Below are 19,152 nucleotides of genomic sequence, written 5' to 3' on the forward strand. Positions count from 1 at the left end.
AGATCTCCACTTAATCAGGATATCAACGAGCTCTCAACCATAAAAATTGCGACCGTGCAGAGACATGAAGAAACGCCGATGGTAAAGAGCACACCCTTCTTCTATTTCACCCACCAGGATATTAAATAAATTATCTTAGATGATCTCCCGGTTAATTTTCTCTTCGTGGTACAGAACCAGATCGCTGACAAACGCAGATGTAAGGCGACACGCTGCCTCTTCCATTTCGATTACGGCCATTAGCTACTCCTGTTGACACCCATGCTACCTTCTATATACATATCTGGATGGCTCTTTTGATCACCTTAGCGCGCAACGGAAGCCGTCCGATCAATTCACCGTCGACGTCCATGAGCACAGAAGATCCCTCCACTTCTACCTCCACTTCTGAACCACGAATCCATTCAACTTCAGGGATACTTGCCCGCCGATGCAGGTGAGTTCCTCGATACACCCGAGGGGTTAAGACTAACGCTTTCCATCGCGAAATGTCCTTTAATGCAACGACATCAAAGCACCCATCCGCTGGATCAGCCTGAGGAGCAATCATCATTCCCCCTCCAAAGAAACGACCATTCGCTATAGCCACATTTAAAACAGGTCCGTGTAACCATTGCCGACCATCCACTTTCACTCGAACAGAAGCATTCTCATCATCCATCAACGCGTGAAGAGTAGCAGCAAAAAAAGAGAGTCTTCCACCCAACCACTTACTGCTTTGCTTCACCATACGATCCACGTGGCCACCTATACCAAAGCTAGCCATATTCAAAAACGCGCGATGCGATGTCGTTTGGTCAAAATTTGCATAAGTGAGTAAACCCACATCAATCCATCTAAAAAGGGGATACTTGAGACGCACCAACGCAGTGCGCAAGTCTTTAGGGATGCCTATGGTTTTACAGAAATCATTGCCTGTGCCTATTGGAATCAAAGCAAGGGGAGGCCCCTGTTGGAACTCGCCTTGGGCATCCACGTAAGCCTGGATAGCTTCATTTAAAGTTCCATCTCCGCCTGCCAATGCAAGAATATCTACTTTCTCCTGTAAAGCAAGAGTCACCAGTTCTTTGGCATGCTCTTTGCGCTCAGTTAATTGGATATCACACGATACTCCCCATTCACTTAATATCCGACGAATAGATTCAACCTTCTTGATGCCTGCTCGATGACCCGCCTCTGGGTTAATCACAACACAAACATGACTCATCTGCAGATCCCTCTCGTCACACGCAACACCCGTCCAAGGTCTCTCACATTCAAGTAGCCACCCATGAATCTTTGGAAATCACCTGAGAATCCATAATCCCCTCGAGTAGGGAAGACTGACGTAAACGAAGTTGACGGAAATAAGGAATAGCTATCATCCCGTACAAAAAGAGGGCGACACAACTCCATTGAGCAAACGTTAAGGATAAATAACGAGGATCTGCATCTTCCCCTTCAGCAATTCGAAGAAAATCCATCAAGAAACGAACAGGAGCATAAACAAGAGCACTCACAATAACATAACTCCCCATGGGCACCTTCCTCTTCCACGTAAGCGCGAAGAGCACAGCCAAAACGATGGTCAGCATGAGCTCTAGCATCCCTAGATCATACCTGGGATATTGTCCATACATCCATTCGATTGGTCCGAAGCTCGCGTGAGGTATCGAATCGGGTATCCTCATGGAAGGATAACGCAGCGGATACGCAACTGCAAAAAAGGAATCCGTAGAAGCAGGAATACCAGGATGATCATGGGCTACTGTACAGCCCATCCTGCCAAAGATCCAAGCGACTGGAAAAACAGAAAGAATCACATCAAGGAATGGAAGAAGAGAAAGAGGTGTAGGACGGCGCTGAATCCACCCCACTGGAAGGAAGGAGTTTGGATACTTCTCCTTCCATTCAAAAAACTTCCACAAAAAACTCCCCGCAATAGCGCCTATAAATCCTCCAAAGGAGCTGATCCCCTCCCACAAAAAAAGCAAAGACCAAGGGCGATCTCGAATTTGATCAGGGTGATAAAAAATCTCATCTAAAATATGGCTTCCAGTAAATCCAAACACAAGGATCCAAGTGATAAATGAGTTCAGTTTTTCAAGATCATACCCCAATCGACGGGCACGCTCTGTAGCAAGCCAACTGCCCACCATAACTCCTATGGCAACAAGGAGACCGAAGGGATGAATAGTAAACCACCCTATTTTCAGATCATGAACATAAATAAAAGGGAATAACATAGAAGACCTTTATTTAATCATTGGATAGACCTAATCAGTACTAGAGAAGAATCATTTAAAACCAAACCTGTACAATTGGAGAACCGACTGCAGCGAATTCGAATCAACTTCAATGCGTGTTCAAGCATCTAACAAGATAAGAATTGTCATTCTTTTTCGCTGCTTTTAACTTGATTCCAATATTTCTCAAAGAATTCAATAGGGCGAGGAGATGACGGATCGAGCGTTCCTCTTTCTTGTCCATGTTCTTTTTGTATAAACATCTCCATCTTCTTAAACCTGGAAATAAATTTGTGATTGGAACGTTGCAACACGCTTTCTGCATTGAGAGAGAGCGCTCGACAGAGATGGACGAGAGAAAATAAAAGATCCCCCATTTCTTCCTCTATAGCTTCTTGATTCTGGTACTGTATAGCCTCTTGCAGCTCTTGAAATTCCTCCATCACTTTATGATAGGCGTCCTTCCAATGACTCCAGTCAAAACCAAGTCGTGCTACGATTTCCACTATCTTATGGGATCGAACCAACGCAGGAAAGGTACGAGGTATTCTATCCAATCGATGACGTTCAGGCTTTTCGCGCATCTTGATTGCTTCCCACTGGGAAAGCGCTTCTGCGCTTTCAATGGCACGCGCTTGATGAAATACATGAGGATGTCTACGAATCAGCTTATCGATAAGCCCATCGATCACCTCTCTCAGAGTGAATGGATGCTCCTTAGCAGTCAGTTCAACCTGAAAAATAATATGAAGGAATAAATCCCCTAATTCTTCACGGAGAGCATCAACGTCTCCAGCATCGATAGCATCGATTACCTCATATACCTCTTCTAATAAAAATGGTCGAAGAGATTGCGGCGTCTGCTCTCGATCCCACGCACAACCATCTGGTCCTAACAGCCGCCGCACAGTTTCAAGAAGGCGAGTTAAAGAATCAACCCCATTTTCTTGTTCTATTGTGGACCCGTCCGTTTTAGTCTCACTTGGATGGTTGGACACAGAAGCATACATACGAGAAGCCTATATCATGAGTTTTCGTTTTCTCTAAGACTTCGTAGAATAATCCCCCACTTTTCATAGCCTTGCTTAATGAAAACCCTCGCTTTCCATGAGCGAATGATTATCCAAGCGCATGAAGGTATGATAAAAGACAGGTGCTTGTTTTTCCTTTTAACCCTACAAATTGCAAAATTCCCTTTCTCCATCGATGGATTATCCCTCTGCTTTCACTTCATCACTGCAACGGAGCTTAGCAACTGCCCTTGTAGCTGGAACATTGCTCCTAGCCTACACGCTAAGAGAAGTGCTCTTCTCCCTGTTTTTCTCTTTTTTCTTAGCCTACGCCCTTCACCCTTTTGCATCACGACTCGAGCGTATAGGCTTCTCGCGCCCTCTCGCTTCCATCATCACCATGCTTGGGATCGCTCTGCTTTTCATCAGTACATTGATGTATTCCATCCCACTCTTGATTGATGAACTCTACGACTCAGCCATTGAATTCCCCCAGCAACTGGTAAAGGCACAAATGAAAATCGAACCGTGGTTGTGGAAATTCTTCAAAATGAAGACTCCTCATTCCATCAATGAACTCAACCGAGCGTGGATTAGCAAAATACAAACCCCTTTACCCACTTTGTTCAATGCGCTTGGGATTATCTTGTTTGGAACGCTCAGTTACGTGCGCATCGCTTGTAGTCTACTGTTAATTTTTCTATTTTCTATCTATTTTTTAATTGATTTTAATCGACTGATCACATGTGCTGCTCTCCTCGTTCCAAGACCATGGAGTTCGACGGTCACATCCACCGCCATGGAGATTCACGACTCCTTAGGGGAGTATCTACGAGGACAACTGAGAGCCAATGTCGTTCTAGCAGCGCTTTACTCTTTAGGACTGTGGATACTCGACGTCCGACTCGCCATTCCAATCGGAATGATAACAGGATTCCTCGCGTTCATCCCTTATTTCGGATTTGGACTCGGTGTCTCTCTCACTTTAACCGTAACTTTACTGGATTGGCAGGGCCCTGAACACATCGTAGGAGCTATCCTCACCATGCTTTTGATCCAAGTAGCAGATGCTCTGGTGATCACACCACGCATTGTAGCGAGTTCCATTGGCTTAACGCCTGTCGAAGTGCTCCTAACCACTGTCGTCATGGCTTCTCTTTTTGGGTTTACTGGCGTGCTCTTTGCCGTACCTTTTGGAGCTATCTCCAAAATCCTATTAAAACGTGGGTTGGATGTTTACTGGCGCTCCTCACTGTACCAAGGCCCAAAATATTCATCCACGCTCCCCCCTCTTTAAACTCACTCAAAAGGTTCTTTTTGAGATTTCTAGACGTCGTTAAGTGATCTTGGTTAAAAAGGTCTTGCAATGACCTTAATAGTATCTCCAGCCTGAAGAGGAATGTCGGTCTGAGCCCCATCAGTGATTGCATCAACACTGATGACCACCGTCACAGTTCCTTTCTCTGTTAAGCGGGTGATGATCACACGACTACTATCCGCTAGGGGAGTAAACCAACCCGCTTGGGAGAGTGCATCGACTATCTTCATCCCTTCTATCCAAGGGATATTTCCAGGACGTACCACTTGCCCAATCACACTCACCCGTTTAGAATTATATTGTTTGACGAACAAAGATACTTGTGGGGACGTGAGGATCTTATTCTCTTTTAACTTCTCTTTAATCAGATCCACGATCTCCTGAGGTTGCAAACCAGAAACCAACAACCTCCCTATATAAGGGAAATCAATCGTTCCATCAGGCTGTACGCGGTACTCAAGGGGAAGATCTTTCTCCCCCACAACATTAATTGTGAAGACATCTCCAGGCCCTACCACTGTACTAGACAGAGGAGATGGCAGATTCTTAAGGTGACCATATCGCGCACTTGAACACCCTATTGGAAATACAATCGCAACCATTAAAAAGGCCTGCACAATAGCTCTCTTATTCATCTAGATAAAACGGGTCTCCTCAAACACCCCTTACATAACCCAACGGACTCCAGCAAAAGCTTCAAATCGATTCCAGTTAAAATCGAACCGTCTACCATTACCCCATTCCAGTTGTACCTGGCTAGAATTATAGGAGTGTTTAAGCGTTCCGATAAGACCAAAAGCATTCGAAAACCGGTATTCACCAAATAAAGTGCCATCCAATCGGATATCCGTCGAAGGATCATGAAGGAATGAACCATCGTCTGCCAAAAACATAGGATAGCGGATAGCAGCAACTCCAGCTTGTGCTGAGATCAAAAATCTCCCTTTAAAAAAATAATTGAGACGAGCGTAAACGCGATCTACCCCATAAAATCCCGTGCCTACATAGCTATTTTGAAAATCTCGATTGTACCCCAAACCTACTGCCGATTCCGAAGCACCCGAACGGATAAAAGAAAGAACATAATCAGGAGAAGGTGATGTGAGCCAAAAGTACATCAGTTCAAGCGTACCAATCACACTGTCAAACTGAGGGGCTAAAGAAGTCTTCTTATTCTCATTGGCGGTAGAGAGCATCGCCCCATATCCAGCTACTGCATAAATTCCGAGAGAATGAGTCAGGAGGCCCATCACTCCTAAGCGCGTGCGGATAGGGATCGTATCAGGCAACCATAAATAGTGCTGGCTACGATCTGCAATATACCGTGAATAACCGAACATCCCATCATAAACCAGAGAGGTGCGGGGACGGAATTTCCATTGCCCTTGCGTTACCAGCTGTTGAGACAGGTTATTGTAATCCCTGCCTGAAAATTGTTCAAATATAGCCAGATCTGACTGATATCCCACCCTCAACTCCAGCGTCCCTCCACCTGGAGTTGCAATTACATCCACCCTGCCATTTAGCGTATCACGATTGAACGAAACACTTGTATCACCAAAAGAAGAGGGTGTGATGTAGCGACGATAGCTTAATGAACAGCTTCCACCCCATGGACGGCCCCGGAACAGATCAAATCCCCCATTGAAATTAGCGTTCATGTTGCGCTGAGATCGCACGTCAGAAGAACCGATAAACTCTAGGTACGATCCAGAGGCCATGGTCCGAAATTCATAAGGGAGGTAGGCATTAGTCCCTTGTTCTTGATTTCTAGCCTGCTGGGTACCAAATGAAAGAGACGGAGTCACCCGAAGCATACCTGCACCCTCTACAGGAGCTTGGGAAGCGCCATTCACAATGTCCGCCCCTTCCTTAGAAGAACGGAGAAACCAGTTCGAATCATATCCTCCCTCTACTGCTAGACCAGGATGGAGCTCAAAGGCCCCCACTTGTACTCCAATTCCTCCTTGATACTTGCGATCGCGAAGAAATTCCTGAGCACTCGTTGTGTTCACCAACAAGCACCCAAAAGCAAATAAAATTCGCTGCAGCTTATGCTTGGTCATAACCAGCCAGCTAATTCCAAGAAAGCCAAATTTCAAAACAATGCCCTATTATCAATAACGAATGGTCCACACAACTGGCAACTATTCACAGCTGTTTACTTAAATACTTGGAGAGGCAGACGCAGGAGGGATAAAAGTAAGAGCGAGTTCAGTTGGTTCAACACTCATCAACCCAGCAGTTGATAAATTCACCTGCGTGTATAATTCGGAAGCTCCTCCAGTAAGCTTTGAATCATCCCCAAGACAAGCTGCTGCAGTATCCACAATGTTCTGGCTGTTTGCAGCAAAAGACTTGAGTGTGCGGAATTCGTGTATACAGCGTTCACTTTGTTGAAGCGAAAAGGCCTCTGATAACTGCCTTGAATGCTCCTCCACCAGGTTTTTCAAGATAGTGTGTTGCTTTTGATGTTCATCAACACACAATTGGAGAATTACATCTTGCTGAGCAGAGGAATGCAATTTAATAATTTTCTGCTGGTTTGCTTCCACCGCACTTACATAGTGCTGTGAATCTTTGAGAAGTTCTTGGGCAGAAAGAGAGACATCATCCACAGCTGCTGGTTTTTTCTCCGAAAGGATCTGGTCGAGAGCGCCCAAGCTTTGAGCGCCAGCATATCCCTCTGCAGCAATCAGCCCCATCCCCATAATAAGGGATAATGCATTTTTCATTCGTATTTCTTCCATCACGCTTCTATCCCTCCTTTCTTCAACCAAAAAGAGAAAACCAACGTTACTTCCCCTGCTGCACGAAACTAACAGGGAACTGAATGGTTGAACCTGTTCCCCCTGGAGGGTTAAATTGAGCATTCTTAATTTTACGGGACAAACATTTGATCACTTGGTCCGACAATCCAGTATTGCTTGCTGCAGTAACGGACTCCACCTCCCCATTAGGTCCGATTTTGACATTAAAGACAACTTTCCCTGACATGCTCGGGTCTACATTAAGGCCCTGCTGATAACATATCTTAAAGCCTGGGCGAATACGCGCAATCGTGGCTTCCATATTTGCCACAGGGGCAGAAGCTGATGAAGCACCTATTCGGGCTTCTCCTTTGGGTCCTCCCACATCGCGTCCCATGCCTGCGCCACCACTCCCTTGCGCACTTGTGGAGCCACCGATCGCTCCAAGTCCCCCTCCTCTGCCTGGTTGAATAGGTCCTCCTCCAGCTATTTCCATTTTTAGATCACCGCTTCCAGTGGTGCTAACCCCTGCTTGAGAGGCTGCCACCCCACTGAGATCGACAGGAGGTATATCACTGCGATCGAGAGCCCCCTGAACTGCAGAACTCCCCCCAAATGCAGCGAGCATTTGCATCTGCATGGCTTCTGCCTGTGCCGCAAGCGCTGCAGAACGCGCCTCACTAATAGGACCACTGCGTCCACCACTACGTCCACCCCCACTCGAAGCTTTTGCAGCAGGAGCATGTGTCGTTGTCGTTGTGGTTTGCTTTGGCGTTTCTGAAGCCACTGGCTTCTCCTCAACAGGAGGAGGAGGGATACTTTTAGTCAATTCAATTAATCCCTTAACTGCAATGTCTTCATTCACGACTGGATCCATCCAGTCAGAATACATTCCTCCAACCAAACCAAAATGGATGAGGAAACTGAAAGCCGCTATGGTCGTTAAATTCCAATCGATTTGACTCCCAAGACCCCCCTTCACAGCAAGTGGGAGTTGAGGCCTCGGCTGAACAGGTGGTTGAATGATGAACTGAAAGAGGAAAGTCGTCCGACCTACTGTAATCTTACCCCTTGCGTCATCTGTGAGCTTAATCTGATAACCATTCCCCACACGTCGAGCTTGCGTACGCAATGCAGTCATGTCCGTAATGCCTGTCGGCAGAGCGACTCGACCTGTCATCTCCTCTAGAAAATTGAGGTGATATGCTCCTCCTATTAACTCAAAAAGTTTAAACTGAGGAGGTAAATGCTGATCGGTAACAACGAACATCGCTTTTTCACTTGGCCCGATAGTTACATTCACCCTTGGCTTAACAAGCCGCTCTTCCACAATGTGCCCCTCTTGCACCACACCAACCCGTAAAATTTTAGGACCAATTGCCTGCGGAACTGCAAGCATTACAGCCGTCATTTTCCCTGGTCGTCCAGCCGTTGGATTAGCTGCTAGCCCCATCTGTGCCTGAGACATAGTCTATTACCTTTCCGAGAGCTTAGGCCTCGTTAACTCCTTATAAATTCAAAGATTAAAACGATTCAAATGATAATTTTTAAATATTACATGACTACTAACATTTTTCCTACTTTATTTCTTTCTTCAAAGAAAACCCTTCAAAAGAGAGAAGTGAAAAAGTCTTCTGCGGTACAATATCCAAACAATCGATTGGCCTCTTCAATCCGCTCCTTAAGTATTCTTTTTGCACGGTAATGTACCGCTATGCAAAAAAAAGCACCGCTTAGACCAAGCATACTCAGCGTAATAGCCTCCGATAGAAAACGATCAAGCATGACCATCTCCTCTCCCCCTTCAAAGGAAGAGATAAATGGCACTGCCATCAGGTTGCGACACATAACAAGAGTCGCCAGCATAAAACCTATTGTCATTGCTAAACGAGCACATATCTGGGGTACATGAGCCCATCGATGTAGTAAAAAATAATAAGATGCCACCTGCTCATCCATAAGGACATGCTTATTCTCTTCCTTGGAGAGCAGCAGTTTTAGAAAGTCACTTTCCCAATGGAAAGGGGAAGAAGAGAGATGCAATACCATTGCTTGAATCATTTTTTGTCTTCTCTTCTTATCATTTTCCCATGATTTCAATTTTTTAAAGAGCAACGACAGATCCAACAAGGTAGGTTTGGTCACAATCAAGAGTCGATAGAGACTAGCAGAAACACACACACCTATCATCAGACTACATAGAAGTATTACCATAGAACTTCTTTTATATTCCGCATTACGGACATTCCCTTCTAGGATTCATCCACCAAGATAAAAAGGATTCAAAAGGGCTCTTGAGACACGGCCTGCTCGATCTGAGAAAGAAACGGTTGCTTGAGTTCAGTAAGCGTTAGCTTGGGCTGAATTTTGCTCACGTCCAGAGAGGCAACAGGCTTTTGCACGCGCGCTACAATAGTAACTTCACGCAACGTAATCACCCCTTTTGCAGGAGCTGCAAATGTTTTTTTCTCTCCAATCATCCAAAGAATCATTGCTGCAATTGCAATTCCTAACGCCTTGTTCATCTTCTTCTTGCTTTCATTTTCTTGACGATTGCATTTCTATCTACACGGATTCACTCTATCAGTATTGTATAAGCATGTCTATTTTGGTGTCGGAGCCGCCGGTGGCGCAGGAGCCTGCGAAGTTGCTGACACACTTGTCCCTTTAATTTCAATCTGCTTGGCTTTTGCTCGATTTAACAACTCATCAACATCATCCCCCCCTCCCCGCTGTACTTTTGTTCCTCGCATAGATTTATAAGTCTCGAATTCCTTGATGGCGAGTTCGACTTGTTGACTCGGAGAAAGTGACTCCACCTTAGGCGAAAACAGATAAAGTAACCCTAAATTGTAATGCACACCGAGTAATGTAGAGTCAAGAGCAAGCGCACGCTCAAGCTCACGCTTAGCTGCTGAACTATTCCCTACCAAACGATAGCAGTCTCCCAAATTAAGGCGGGCTACTGGATTCATTGGGGCATAGTGAGCTGCTGCTTCAAGAAGGGGACACGCTTCTCTTGCGTTTCCAGCTTCTAACTTCATACTCCCCAAATAAAGGTTTGCTTCTACAAGATCAGGCCGCTTTTTAAGAGCGGATTCAAACTCTGTCATAGCCGCAAGACGATATCCGGCCTCTTTGAGTATGATGCCACGCAACAAATAAGCTTCTGCGTTTTCTTTATCCCGAGGTGGCGTCCCCTCTCCGAACCCATCTAGAATAGCCCGCAGAGCATATTGAGCCAAGTCTAATCGTCGCGCCCGATAGTAATCTGTAGCGATGATCACCATCGCTTCTTTACAATCCGGATCTAAATGCAATGCTTCTTGAGCGTATTTTTGGGCAGATGCACTATCCTTTTTTAGCGACTTTACCTCAGCTAAATAGGTAGCAAGTTGAGGAGAGCGCTGTTTTTCAAATTGCTCTGTCAAAAAAGCATCTGCTTTATCCGGCGAACCGTTCCGCAGAAGCAAAAGAGCATAGGCGCCTATGGAGGGAGCATGATTAGGCGCAATTGTAAAAGCGCTTTGATAAGCTTTAGCAGCCCCTTCTGTATCCCCTAATCGTTCTAAGACAGTCCCTAAAGAATAATAAGGAGCAGCTGTCTGAGGTGCTTCCTTAGTCGCTTCTAGCCAAGCTTCCTTAGCAGCCAATAAATTTCCTTCTTTCCATGCCCTTTCTCCTCGCTCATAAACAGCACTCCTTTTTTCAGCCTTAACTGCCTGCTGAGGAAGAGAAAAGGAAGAGGTTGGAGAAGCCGCATCTTTTTTTTCCTCCTCATTTTCCAAAGGAGCAGTTTGCTGTGCGGATAGAGGGCCACGCATTTGTGCGCCTCCACCACAACCACCTAGAGCCATAGCCCACATCAGCAACTGTACCCTCTTCATCTTAAAACTTTGCCTACTCTTTCGCATTAGCTTGATCCCGTGTACTTCAAGGGACTGCAGGAACAGGCAACAAAGCCCCTCCAGCAGTAGGACTCAACAACAATCCAGAACGCGATTGAACATACATGCCATCCGTATAGGAAAGCATCTTTTTAGGATCAGTAGGATCCTTCGTTTTTTCAACATAGGTGCGGATTTTTGCATCTCCAATAATATCTGTATAGTAAGCAAGGCGAGCAAGGGCTCGTTGCACTTCAGCATTCTTCACATTGTAATGTCCTGCCAAAGCAACTGCCGTAGCATAATTGCGTACCATGACTTCATCTGAAGCATTTAACTCGCGGTCACGCCGATTACGCCACCCCTCTTTGACCTGAGAGCGGATCTCATCAGCTTGTTCAATGCGCTCATCGCGACCAGAGTTCTCTAACTGCTGGAGCAAAGCCTCCTGTTGTGGAGTAAAATACTTAAGAGCAGGAGGCACAGTATTGTAAAGACCCGTCCTCAACGAATCGTACAATGAACCTTTTCTCGCAATGGTGGCAGGCACCCATTCAAGAGAAGGATATGTGTCTATAATCCGTTGGAGTTGCGTATCGTACTTGTCTGCATCTTCAGCATCTAGCTGATACTTACCTCTCTTAAGAAGTTTAGCAGCCCCTGTTTTTTTATCAATTTCATATTTCCCGATAATTTCTTCAACTGCACCAGCATATCGATGATGTCCGGTGTCGTAGTCATACCGCTCCCTTAGTTTCTCATCGATCAGCATAAATTCCATCTGAGCGACATAATCCACATAGGGAGATGTAAGCGCAGCCGGCTTCCCCAGTTTCTTATCCATGAGACCACTCTCTTTAAGTGCGTTCCATGTGTTCATCGTACGCCGATACCACATCATATACATAGGATCCCCAGCTTTCCTCAGCATCTTGGCAACTCTATAAGCAGCTTCCACTACATACTTGGACGATGTGGGAACACGCAGATTCATCTTATAAAAGTTGGTTAAACTCTCTTCCGCATTGATGCGATTGACTCGGTTGGTCCCCACATCCAACCTATCAGGATTCCACAAACGGTAATCATAGCTCGCAAGCATGTAATCAGCATCTGATCGCTCCTCAGGAGACGGATGAAGCTTACGAAAAATTAGATATTGTTCTTGCATCGCAGCCCGCTGATCCATCTTTGCATATAAGACCATTGCATTTTGGGCTGCTGTGCGGCGTTTGGCTTCATCCAGCCGTTCCAGTGAAGCAATGGTGGCATATGTCTCTGCAGCCATTCGATAGTTAAAAAATCCGAAATACGTCGTACTGAGAGCATCATAGGCATCGCTTAAATACTTGATCCGCTCTTGGTACTGAGCAGGGTTAGGGGCTATTTTTTGAGCCTTACTCCCTTTCTCAAGAAGAGAAAGGCGCTGTTCATTCCCATATTCGTCGATAAATCTATTGTATAGCTCAATCGCTTTGCCAAAGTTTCCAATTTGCTTATAAGCAAAAGCCGCATTCATCGCAGCCTCGGGCGCTTCATCGCGAGCAGGTGCAGCAGAAAGAGCAGCTTCATAAAGCCCAGCGGCTTCAATCCACAGCTTATTTCTTTCTTCCATTGGCAACGTCTCGTTCTGAGCTTCTTTAAACTTATCCCGCGCCCGAACATAAGCTGCCTCTTGCAGAGTCGGGTTGATGATCAGAGCGCTCTTGGCAAGCTGTTCTGCATTCACAGCGCAGGGTTTTGTCTTTTCTTCCTCTGCAAGCCTTCTAGAAAGATCCGCATTACCACTCACATTGCTCATGGTGATGAGTTTTTCCCATGCTTTATACCCATACTCATCCTTTCCACAATGCGCATCTTTCATCATGCGGAAGCGCGCACTAGCCTCCCCAAATTGGCCATAAAGGAAGAAAAGCTCTGCAATATAATAGTCAAAAACAGGCCCATTCTTTTCTGGATCCTTATTGGAAGGCACCAGTTCAATATATTCGTCACGTCTCCTAATCCCCTCCATCAACTCTTCAGGAATTGGTTTTGTAGCGACTTTACGTTCATCCCCTTCTCCAACGAAATGCACCTCTTTTCTATCTTCAATCCCCCGCGTTCCTCCTGACTCCTGATATTGCTGATAGGCTAAATCCCGCTTGACATCAGCAAGATCGACAACCCAAAGCGATGCATTATCGATGTTTTTGTCATCCTCTTCAGAATCACGGACAGCGAGTGCAGCAGCCATAGCAGTATCCATCTCTCGCTGTCCCGGTTCAGCAAAACGGGTTGAGTCTAAGCTATGAAGACTAAACTGAATACGGACAACTTTATGCCACGCATCTGCTAACCAATAGCGTGTTTCGTAGGCATCTGGAGCTTGTTCATTATGTTGAAGAAACTTATGCCAAGCCTCCACAGCAAACTTATACTCAGAAAGTGCATACAAAAGCTGATTGATACGATAATCGCGGTCTTTCGATTCTTCTCCAGCATGCAATGCACCACGGCCATTGTTAGTATGCTGTACAGCAGCAAAACGGAGACCGGAGGTTACAATCTTCTCAGCCTTATGAAGAACAGAAGGGTAATTCTTATTCGCTCGCACCCAAGGAGTGTCACCGATGTAATTCGCCAGAGCTGTCCGAGCTTCCAACGATTTTGCAGTAGCCGTCGTATATTCAGGGGAACCAACGCTTTTAAGCGACGCAATTTGATCATAAGCCTCCGCAATCGATGCTTGAATATCAGGAGCAATCGAATGGAGAGGCCACTTGCTGAGGATCAGTTGATAGACCTCAATTGCATTATTGAATTGGTTCGTTGTTTTGTATTCTTGCGCTAAACCCCTATAAATTTCAATTGTCCATGGCTTATCCTGAGGGATGAGAAGAGGATCCTGCAGTCTCTCCAGAGCAACATGCAATTTCTGCTCAATCACTGCTGGATTCAATTCTGTATCCAGAATATCAGGGCGCGGAATGAACGGAGCATCAGGATCTGGCCCCACAAAATCGACATTGAGCAGAGAACCAGCAATGTAGGTATATCCTTCTCCTCGGAAGTCGGCTCCCGGATCCCCCGTCGCCTTTTCTTGCTGATCCGTATAGAGCAACATCTGTACAAATGCTCGCGTTGCAGCTTCATAACGCTGCTGTTTGAAAAGAGTCCACGCGTACTTATAAAGAGCAACTCCATATAGAGGTGGTTTTTTAAATTCCAATGAATGCTTGTAGGCACTCGCAGCACGATTGTAGTCATATACAGCAGGAAGCGCCACGAGATCTGGCTCTTCCTTACTGAGAACACGTCCTCCTCCATAATCAAGCTGATCGAATTCCCAGTTTCCGATCTGCCACCAAATTTCGGCGAGATAAGGGGGGTCCTCAGACAGAGAAGCCGAAGGCCGATGAAGTGGCTTACATTCAGCCGGATAAGGATCAATAAAACGCGTATCCGGGTCCTTTCTCCCAGCTTTAAGGTGTTCGGGCGAAGGATAGCGCCTACGCCAAACGATCCAGTCTTCCTCCGATTTATCTTGAGGAAGAGCTGTATCGAGGGGAGAAGCAGGCTGTGAAGGATCAGGTACCTTATACACATATCGATTGTGGCACACTAAAGAACGCCACACATACTGCGCTTCATTGATACGACCTGTATCATTATACGCGTGCCCAAGGTAATAATGAACACCCGCTATCTCTCGATAGTTAGGATATTCTTTAATAATGCGTTGATAAAGCTTAATCGCTGCTTCCAAGTGAGGAGAAACATCTTCTGTACCCTCCGAAGTACGAGCCAGTTCCTCATACAAAGCAGCAAGACGATACATAGCATCAGGTGTAGCTTCCGGATGAGCGCGAGGACCACTGTATTGGCTTACAAAATGTTCTAAACGGGCAATAGTGGTTTCCTGGGCACGCTTTAATGCTTCCTTCTCTCGGATCACCTCAGAATTAAGGCGAGCAAGAATTTGCTTCTTCTTAGCCTCATATTGAAGCTGAATAATGCCTGATATTAAATTCCTGTATTGTTTGGTTTCCTGCTCATAAACATCTGCTTCCGCTTTAATCGATCGATACGCCGCTGCTGCTTCTACAGTCGGTGGATTCTCCTTCTTCGATCGCATGCGCAGCTTTTGGCGAATTGCAAGACGTGCAGGAGGAATACCCCCATCTTGAGTCCACCATGGGTGTTCAGAAGAAAGAAATCCGGCTTTGGAGCCAGCATTATGTAGACCGGGTAACGGGGATCCACCTCCATCTGCCACTCCATGATCTGCCATGCCTTCATCAGCAGCAGCATTTGTCTCTACTCCACCATCCTTGATCATAGGAGAAGGAGGCGCTCCTCCATCCATTTTCCCTGGAGAAGATGAAGAAGGAGCACCCACTGCCACATGATATCCTATAAGAAGAAAGGCAAAAGTCCCCCCTATAATAAGCCATCTTGAAACCCGAACGCCCATTCAGTCCATCCTTACTTCGAATTCGCCTGCACATGGGATAAAAACCACCATTTTCTAGAGACCTCTTAATACCAAGAAAGATTTATTGTGAATCCCTTGCAGCAGCTCCTAGCACCCGCTTCTCACCCTCCCCCTCATCAAGCACCTCACGCAATTCTTCATCGAGGATTTTTTCTTCATGCGAGCGTTTGAGTTGCAAACCCCTAAGCTTTCCAATCTCATCCTCTCGTACCTCCCACGACTGCTCTGTAATTCCGACATCCGCTCTCAACACAATTCCACGTAACTTATCGCGGACAAGCATCAGATTGCGCTCTGCAACCCGACCGAGAAGGTCCCGTGCCTGATTATCAATTGAACGCAATGTGTCCGAATAAAACGCTATTTTTACTGATTCATCATTGAGCTTACTTTTAAACTCTGCCGTCTCTACCCTTACTCTATCTTCAATCACGTTATATTCTTCTAAAAGGTATTTTTCTAGCTTGCTAGCCTGAGAAAGAAGAGGCACCACTTGCGCAGCAAACTTCTTTCCGTCCTCTGTGCTTTGTCCTCCAAGCATAAGAGAGACCTCTTCTTCCAACAGCTCACGGAACTGAACCATCTTTTCGGAATCCATTTGGTAGGACGCGCCTGTTGCATTCAATTGCGCTTGCCCTTTTTCAATCTCTCTCCTCAAAGAGGAGAACCGCGCCCGATATTGAATCAACATACTCTCAATAGCTTTAACCTTTTCACTGAGAGTTTGAAACTGACCTTGCTCGGCCTTAGAAGCATTTTGTATCCCATCATATACAAAACGATTGAGTCCCTTTAATGATGCAGTCCCCTTCTCTATCTCCAAAGATACCACGGAAAGCTGATGAGCGAGATCGCTCCAATCTCGTATCGACATTTGTTTAATCATATCGAAGTCAGCAGCAGTTGTAGGGAGAAGCCGAAGAGATGACATGAGCGCTCGCCTCCGGGAACGCACAGCTTGCACTTGAGAAAACTGATTGCCCTGATCTTCTGAATCGATGCCTCCTGCAATCTCAAGTCTTGCTCTCGTTACACGATGAGTCAGTGAAAGAGCCCTTTGTTCGAGCGATCGAAGGCTTGGAAAAGTATGTACTTTCCCTGACTGATTTAAGACAGCATTCAGCTTCTCAATCAGCAATTGCGATTGTTTAATGAGGAATTGACAGTCTCTCATATCATCCACGATAGAGAAGACTATTTTCCCATCCTGACCTTCTCTGGCCCAACGAATTGCAAGCGGAGGGAGCTGATCCTTTTGTTCCAGCGAATCCGTTTCCCGCTGCGAAAGCTTTTGATAGTAGACAGCAATATCTGTTGTCGAGGTAAGAAAATCTTCCACTTGAATGCGCATCGGATCGTATTGCATCCGAACGCTCTCATATAGCTTAAGGGCCTGATCAAAATTTTTATCCCGCAAGAGAATATCTGCATGAAGTAAGGTTCCATCCCCCACATAGCCAGAATCAGGATTGGAAACTGCGAGGATCTCCAGCGCTCTTTCCGCTCTCGGCAAATCGCCACTTCGCAAGAAAACCCAAGCAATTTCGTACAACATCGTTGCAAATTCTAAAGAATCTCGCGCGATGTGTGAATAGGCCTCAATCGCAGAAGAAAAGCTTTCCATTTGATAAAATAGACGACCGATTGCCATCCAAGCCAGATCGACAATTTGACGCTGTTCAGCTGTATCTGCAGGCAACTGAGTCACACGCTGAAAAAAAGCGATCGCTTGCCTATACACTTGAAAAGCTGCTGCTTTCACATCATCTGTGCTTCGCAGAGGCTCATACGGAGGCGCCGCCTTTAGAGCAATCAATCCTTCAAAATAACGCGCTTGATGAGCATACGAAGTTCCGTCAGGTACAGCACGAAAAGATTCTGCTGCCTCTGCAAAGCGCTGCTTTAAATAGAGCCCTTTCCCCCTCGCGTAAAACAAAGCAGGCTCTTGTAACTTATCCACAAGGGAGCCTAGTTGGTGTACTATTTCTTCAAGAGAATCCAGATCATTGGTGCGAACAGAGACGTCGATAAGGCGCGCTAAAGCTTTCGCCAGATAATACTGAAACCGTTCTTCAGCTGCTTTAAACACCAAAGCTCGATAATCACGGCGCGCAGCGAGATATTCTTTCGATCCGTAATACGTTTCACCACGCAACCAAAGAGCATCTATCTGCGAAGGCGTATCAGGATATTTTTCGATGATTTCAGTAAGTACAACGGCAGCGCGAGGATAATCTCTAGCATAAAAAAGCATTTCTCCTTCTGCTAAATGTTCTTCGGGTATGCTTTCCTTTTTTACTTTGGTTACATTTTCCACATCAAGCGAACCCGATTCAATTTCGATGGTATTGAGCTCAATGACTGCGTTCCTAAAACGAGCATCTCCTTCTTGCTTGGCATAGGCATGTGAAAAAAGGAATACACTTCCAAAGCCACACATCCATTGCCTTACAGAGCGAAACAGACTCATACCATTAACTACCGTTTTGGTATTTTCCACAATTACTTGGATTTCCATGGGGGTACAGATGAAGGAGTTAAACCTTGACCTGGACTCACAGGAACCCCACCGGAGAGAGGATTAAAGGAGCCTGAAATCACTGAAAGGGGGAGTTTGGCCTCCGCCCATTGGATTTGAGGCTTCTGTTCAAAAGGGGTGGTCATATCCCCCTGCTCAAATGCAATGGCTGATAGATTTATCGTTTTTCCATAGATTGATTTAAAAGAATAACTAGAAGTAAGTTCTGATTTGTAGCCCTTTAAATAGGTCAAAACACCATAGTCCTCCGCTTGCAGGACCAATCTGACTTGCACAGTGTGCTCTCCTTGACCAATAGGGCCAAGAAAAATAGGCAACACCTTTTGCTTCGTAATTTCACCTGTTTCATCCGTCCGATTCTCTTCAATCTTCCCATCAATACTGAAGAAAACGCTAAGAATACGAAAAGCAGCGGACATCTTGTTTTGGAGGTTGAGTTCGAGACGGCACCCTATCTTTTCCCCCATTTCCGAAGATAATGCAGCCAAACGAACAGCTGTGCGTTGAATCTGACTCTTTAGATCTGCAACAGAAGCAGCTAATGCATTGATATCCATCGAAGAAACTGTAGAAGAAGATGTCGAGCTAGCAGAAGACACAGCATTAGGAGGTGAAGTGTTAGAAGAGGAGGAAGAAGGAGGCGCAGAGGAAGAAGAACTTGATGATGATGAGGGAGAACTTGCAGAGGTAGAGGTCCCATTTCCACTTTTTTCACCTGAATTAGAATTCGATCCTCTTCCATCTGAACTTGGGCCAGCTCCCTTTCCACTCTGAGACGAATCCTGCACAGCTTTCCCTTGCTCAGTAGTTTCCGAAGGAGTAGTCGCATCGGCCGCCACTGTGGTAGAAGTCCCACAGAAGAAACTAGCAGTCATCATTCCCATCACATAGCGTCGCATTTGCACTCCTTTTATAATCCCAAGTAGAATCAGGTATATCTTCTCGT

The 19,152-nt window shown here is 45.7% G+C and carries 14 protein-coding genes; 1 reads left to right on the forward strand and 13 read right to left on the reverse strand.

All coding sequences use genetic code 11. The features are described 5' to 3' along the window. Positions 1–271: 271 nt before the first annotated feature. The 3 genes from BCY86_RS06190 to mazG form a co-directional block, all read right to left on the reverse strand. Entirely contained in the window at positions 272–1,207 is a 936-nt protein-coding gene (locus BCY86_RS06190; RefSeq protein ID WP_075276958.1) for a diacylglycerol/lipid kinase family protein, read from the reverse strand. Between the two features lie 49 nt (positions 1,208–1,256). Further along, positions 1,257–2,225 (reverse strand): prolipoprotein diacylglyceryl transferase, encoded by a 969-nt coding sequence (locus tag BCY86_RS06195; RefSeq protein ID WP_075276959.1) that lies wholly within the window; start codon positions 2,223–2,225, stop codon positions 1,257–1,259. Positions 2,226–2,371: 146 nt separating this feature from the next. After that, positions 2,372–3,235 (reverse strand): nucleoside triphosphate pyrophosphohydrolase, encoded by an 864-nt coding sequence (mazG, locus tag BCY86_RS06200; RefSeq protein WP_083604229.1) that lies wholly within the window; start codon positions 3,233–3,235, stop codon positions 2,372–2,374. Positions 3,236–3,431: 196 nt separating this feature from the next. On the opposite strand from mazG, the gene BCY86_RS06210 reads away from it, so the two are divergent. Beyond that, positions 3,432–4,532 carry an AI-2E family transporter gene (locus tag BCY86_RS06210; RefSeq protein WP_075276961.1) on the forward strand — a complete coding sequence of 367 codons (1,101 nt, stop codon included), beginning with the start codon at positions 3,432–3,434 and terminating at the stop codon, positions 4,530–4,532. Positions 4,533–4,585: 53 nt separating this feature from the next. Here the strand turns inward: BCY86_RS06210 and BCY86_RS06215 are convergent, their stop codons facing one another. The 10 genes from BCY86_RS06215 to BCY86_RS09805 form a co-directional block, all read right to left on the reverse strand. Next, positions 4,586–5,188 (reverse strand): polysaccharide biosynthesis/export family protein, encoded by a 603-nt coding sequence (locus BCY86_RS06215; protein ID WP_083604230.1) that lies wholly within the window; start codon positions 5,186–5,188, stop codon positions 4,586–4,588. Between the two features lie 30 nt (positions 5,189–5,218). Beyond that, positions 5,219–6,568 (reverse strand): hypothetical protein, encoded by a 1,350-nt coding sequence (locus BCY86_RS06220; RefSeq protein ID WP_156865113.1) that lies wholly within the window; start codon positions 6,566–6,568, stop codon positions 5,219–5,221. 150 nt (positions 6,569–6,718) lie between these two features. Next, positions 6,719–7,303 (reverse strand): hypothetical protein, encoded by a 585-nt coding sequence (locus tag BCY86_RS06225; RefSeq protein ID WP_156865114.1) that lies wholly within the window; start codon positions 7,301–7,303, stop codon positions 6,719–6,721. 46 nt (positions 7,304–7,349) lie between these two features. Continuing rightward, positions 7,350–8,771, reverse strand: a complete 1,422-nt coding sequence (locus BCY86_RS06230) for an AgmX/PglI C-terminal domain-containing protein (RefSeq protein WP_075276964.1) — start codon at positions 8,769–8,771, stop codon at positions 7,350–7,352. A gap of 140 nt (positions 8,772–8,911) precedes the next feature. Next, on the reverse strand, positions 8,912–9,517 hold the full coding sequence (locus tag BCY86_RS06235; protein WP_156865115.1) for a hypothetical protein: 606 nt from the start codon (positions 9,515–9,517) through the stop codon (positions 8,912–8,914). Between the two features lie 68 nt (positions 9,518–9,585). Then, positions 9,586–9,828 carry a hypothetical protein gene (locus BCY86_RS06240; protein WP_075276966.1) on the reverse strand — a complete coding sequence of 81 codons (243 nt, stop codon included), beginning with the start codon at positions 9,826–9,828 and terminating at the stop codon, positions 9,586–9,588. A gap of 78 nt (positions 9,829–9,906) precedes the next feature. After that, entirely contained in the window at positions 9,907–11,190 is a 1,284-nt protein-coding gene (locus BCY86_RS06245; RefSeq protein ID WP_172824821.1) for a tetratricopeptide repeat protein, read from the reverse strand. 46 nt (positions 11,191–11,236) lie between these two features. Then, on the reverse strand, positions 11,237–15,646 hold the full coding sequence (locus tag BCY86_RS06250) for a tetratricopeptide repeat protein (RefSeq protein WP_075276968.1): 4,410 nt from the start codon (positions 15,644–15,646) through the stop codon (positions 11,237–11,239). Positions 15,647–15,728: 82 nt separating this feature from the next. Continuing rightward, complete coding sequence (locus BCY86_RS06255; protein ID WP_172824822.1) at positions 15,729–18,167, reverse strand: tetratricopeptide repeat protein; 2,439 nt, start codon at positions 18,165–18,167, stop codon at positions 15,729–15,731. Between the two features lie 2 nt (positions 18,168–18,169). Next, positions 18,170–19,105: a hypothetical protein gene (locus BCY86_RS09805; protein WP_156865116.1), complete on the reverse strand. Its 936-nt coding sequence runs from the start codon at positions 19,103–19,105 to the stop codon at positions 18,170–18,172. Positions 19,106–19,152: the final 47 nt, after the last annotated feature.

The organism is Pajaroellobacter abortibovis (genome assembly GCF_001931505.1).
GTDB lineage: Bacteria > Myxococcota_A > Polyangia > Polyangiales > Polyangiaceae > Pajaroellobacter > Pajaroellobacter abortibovis.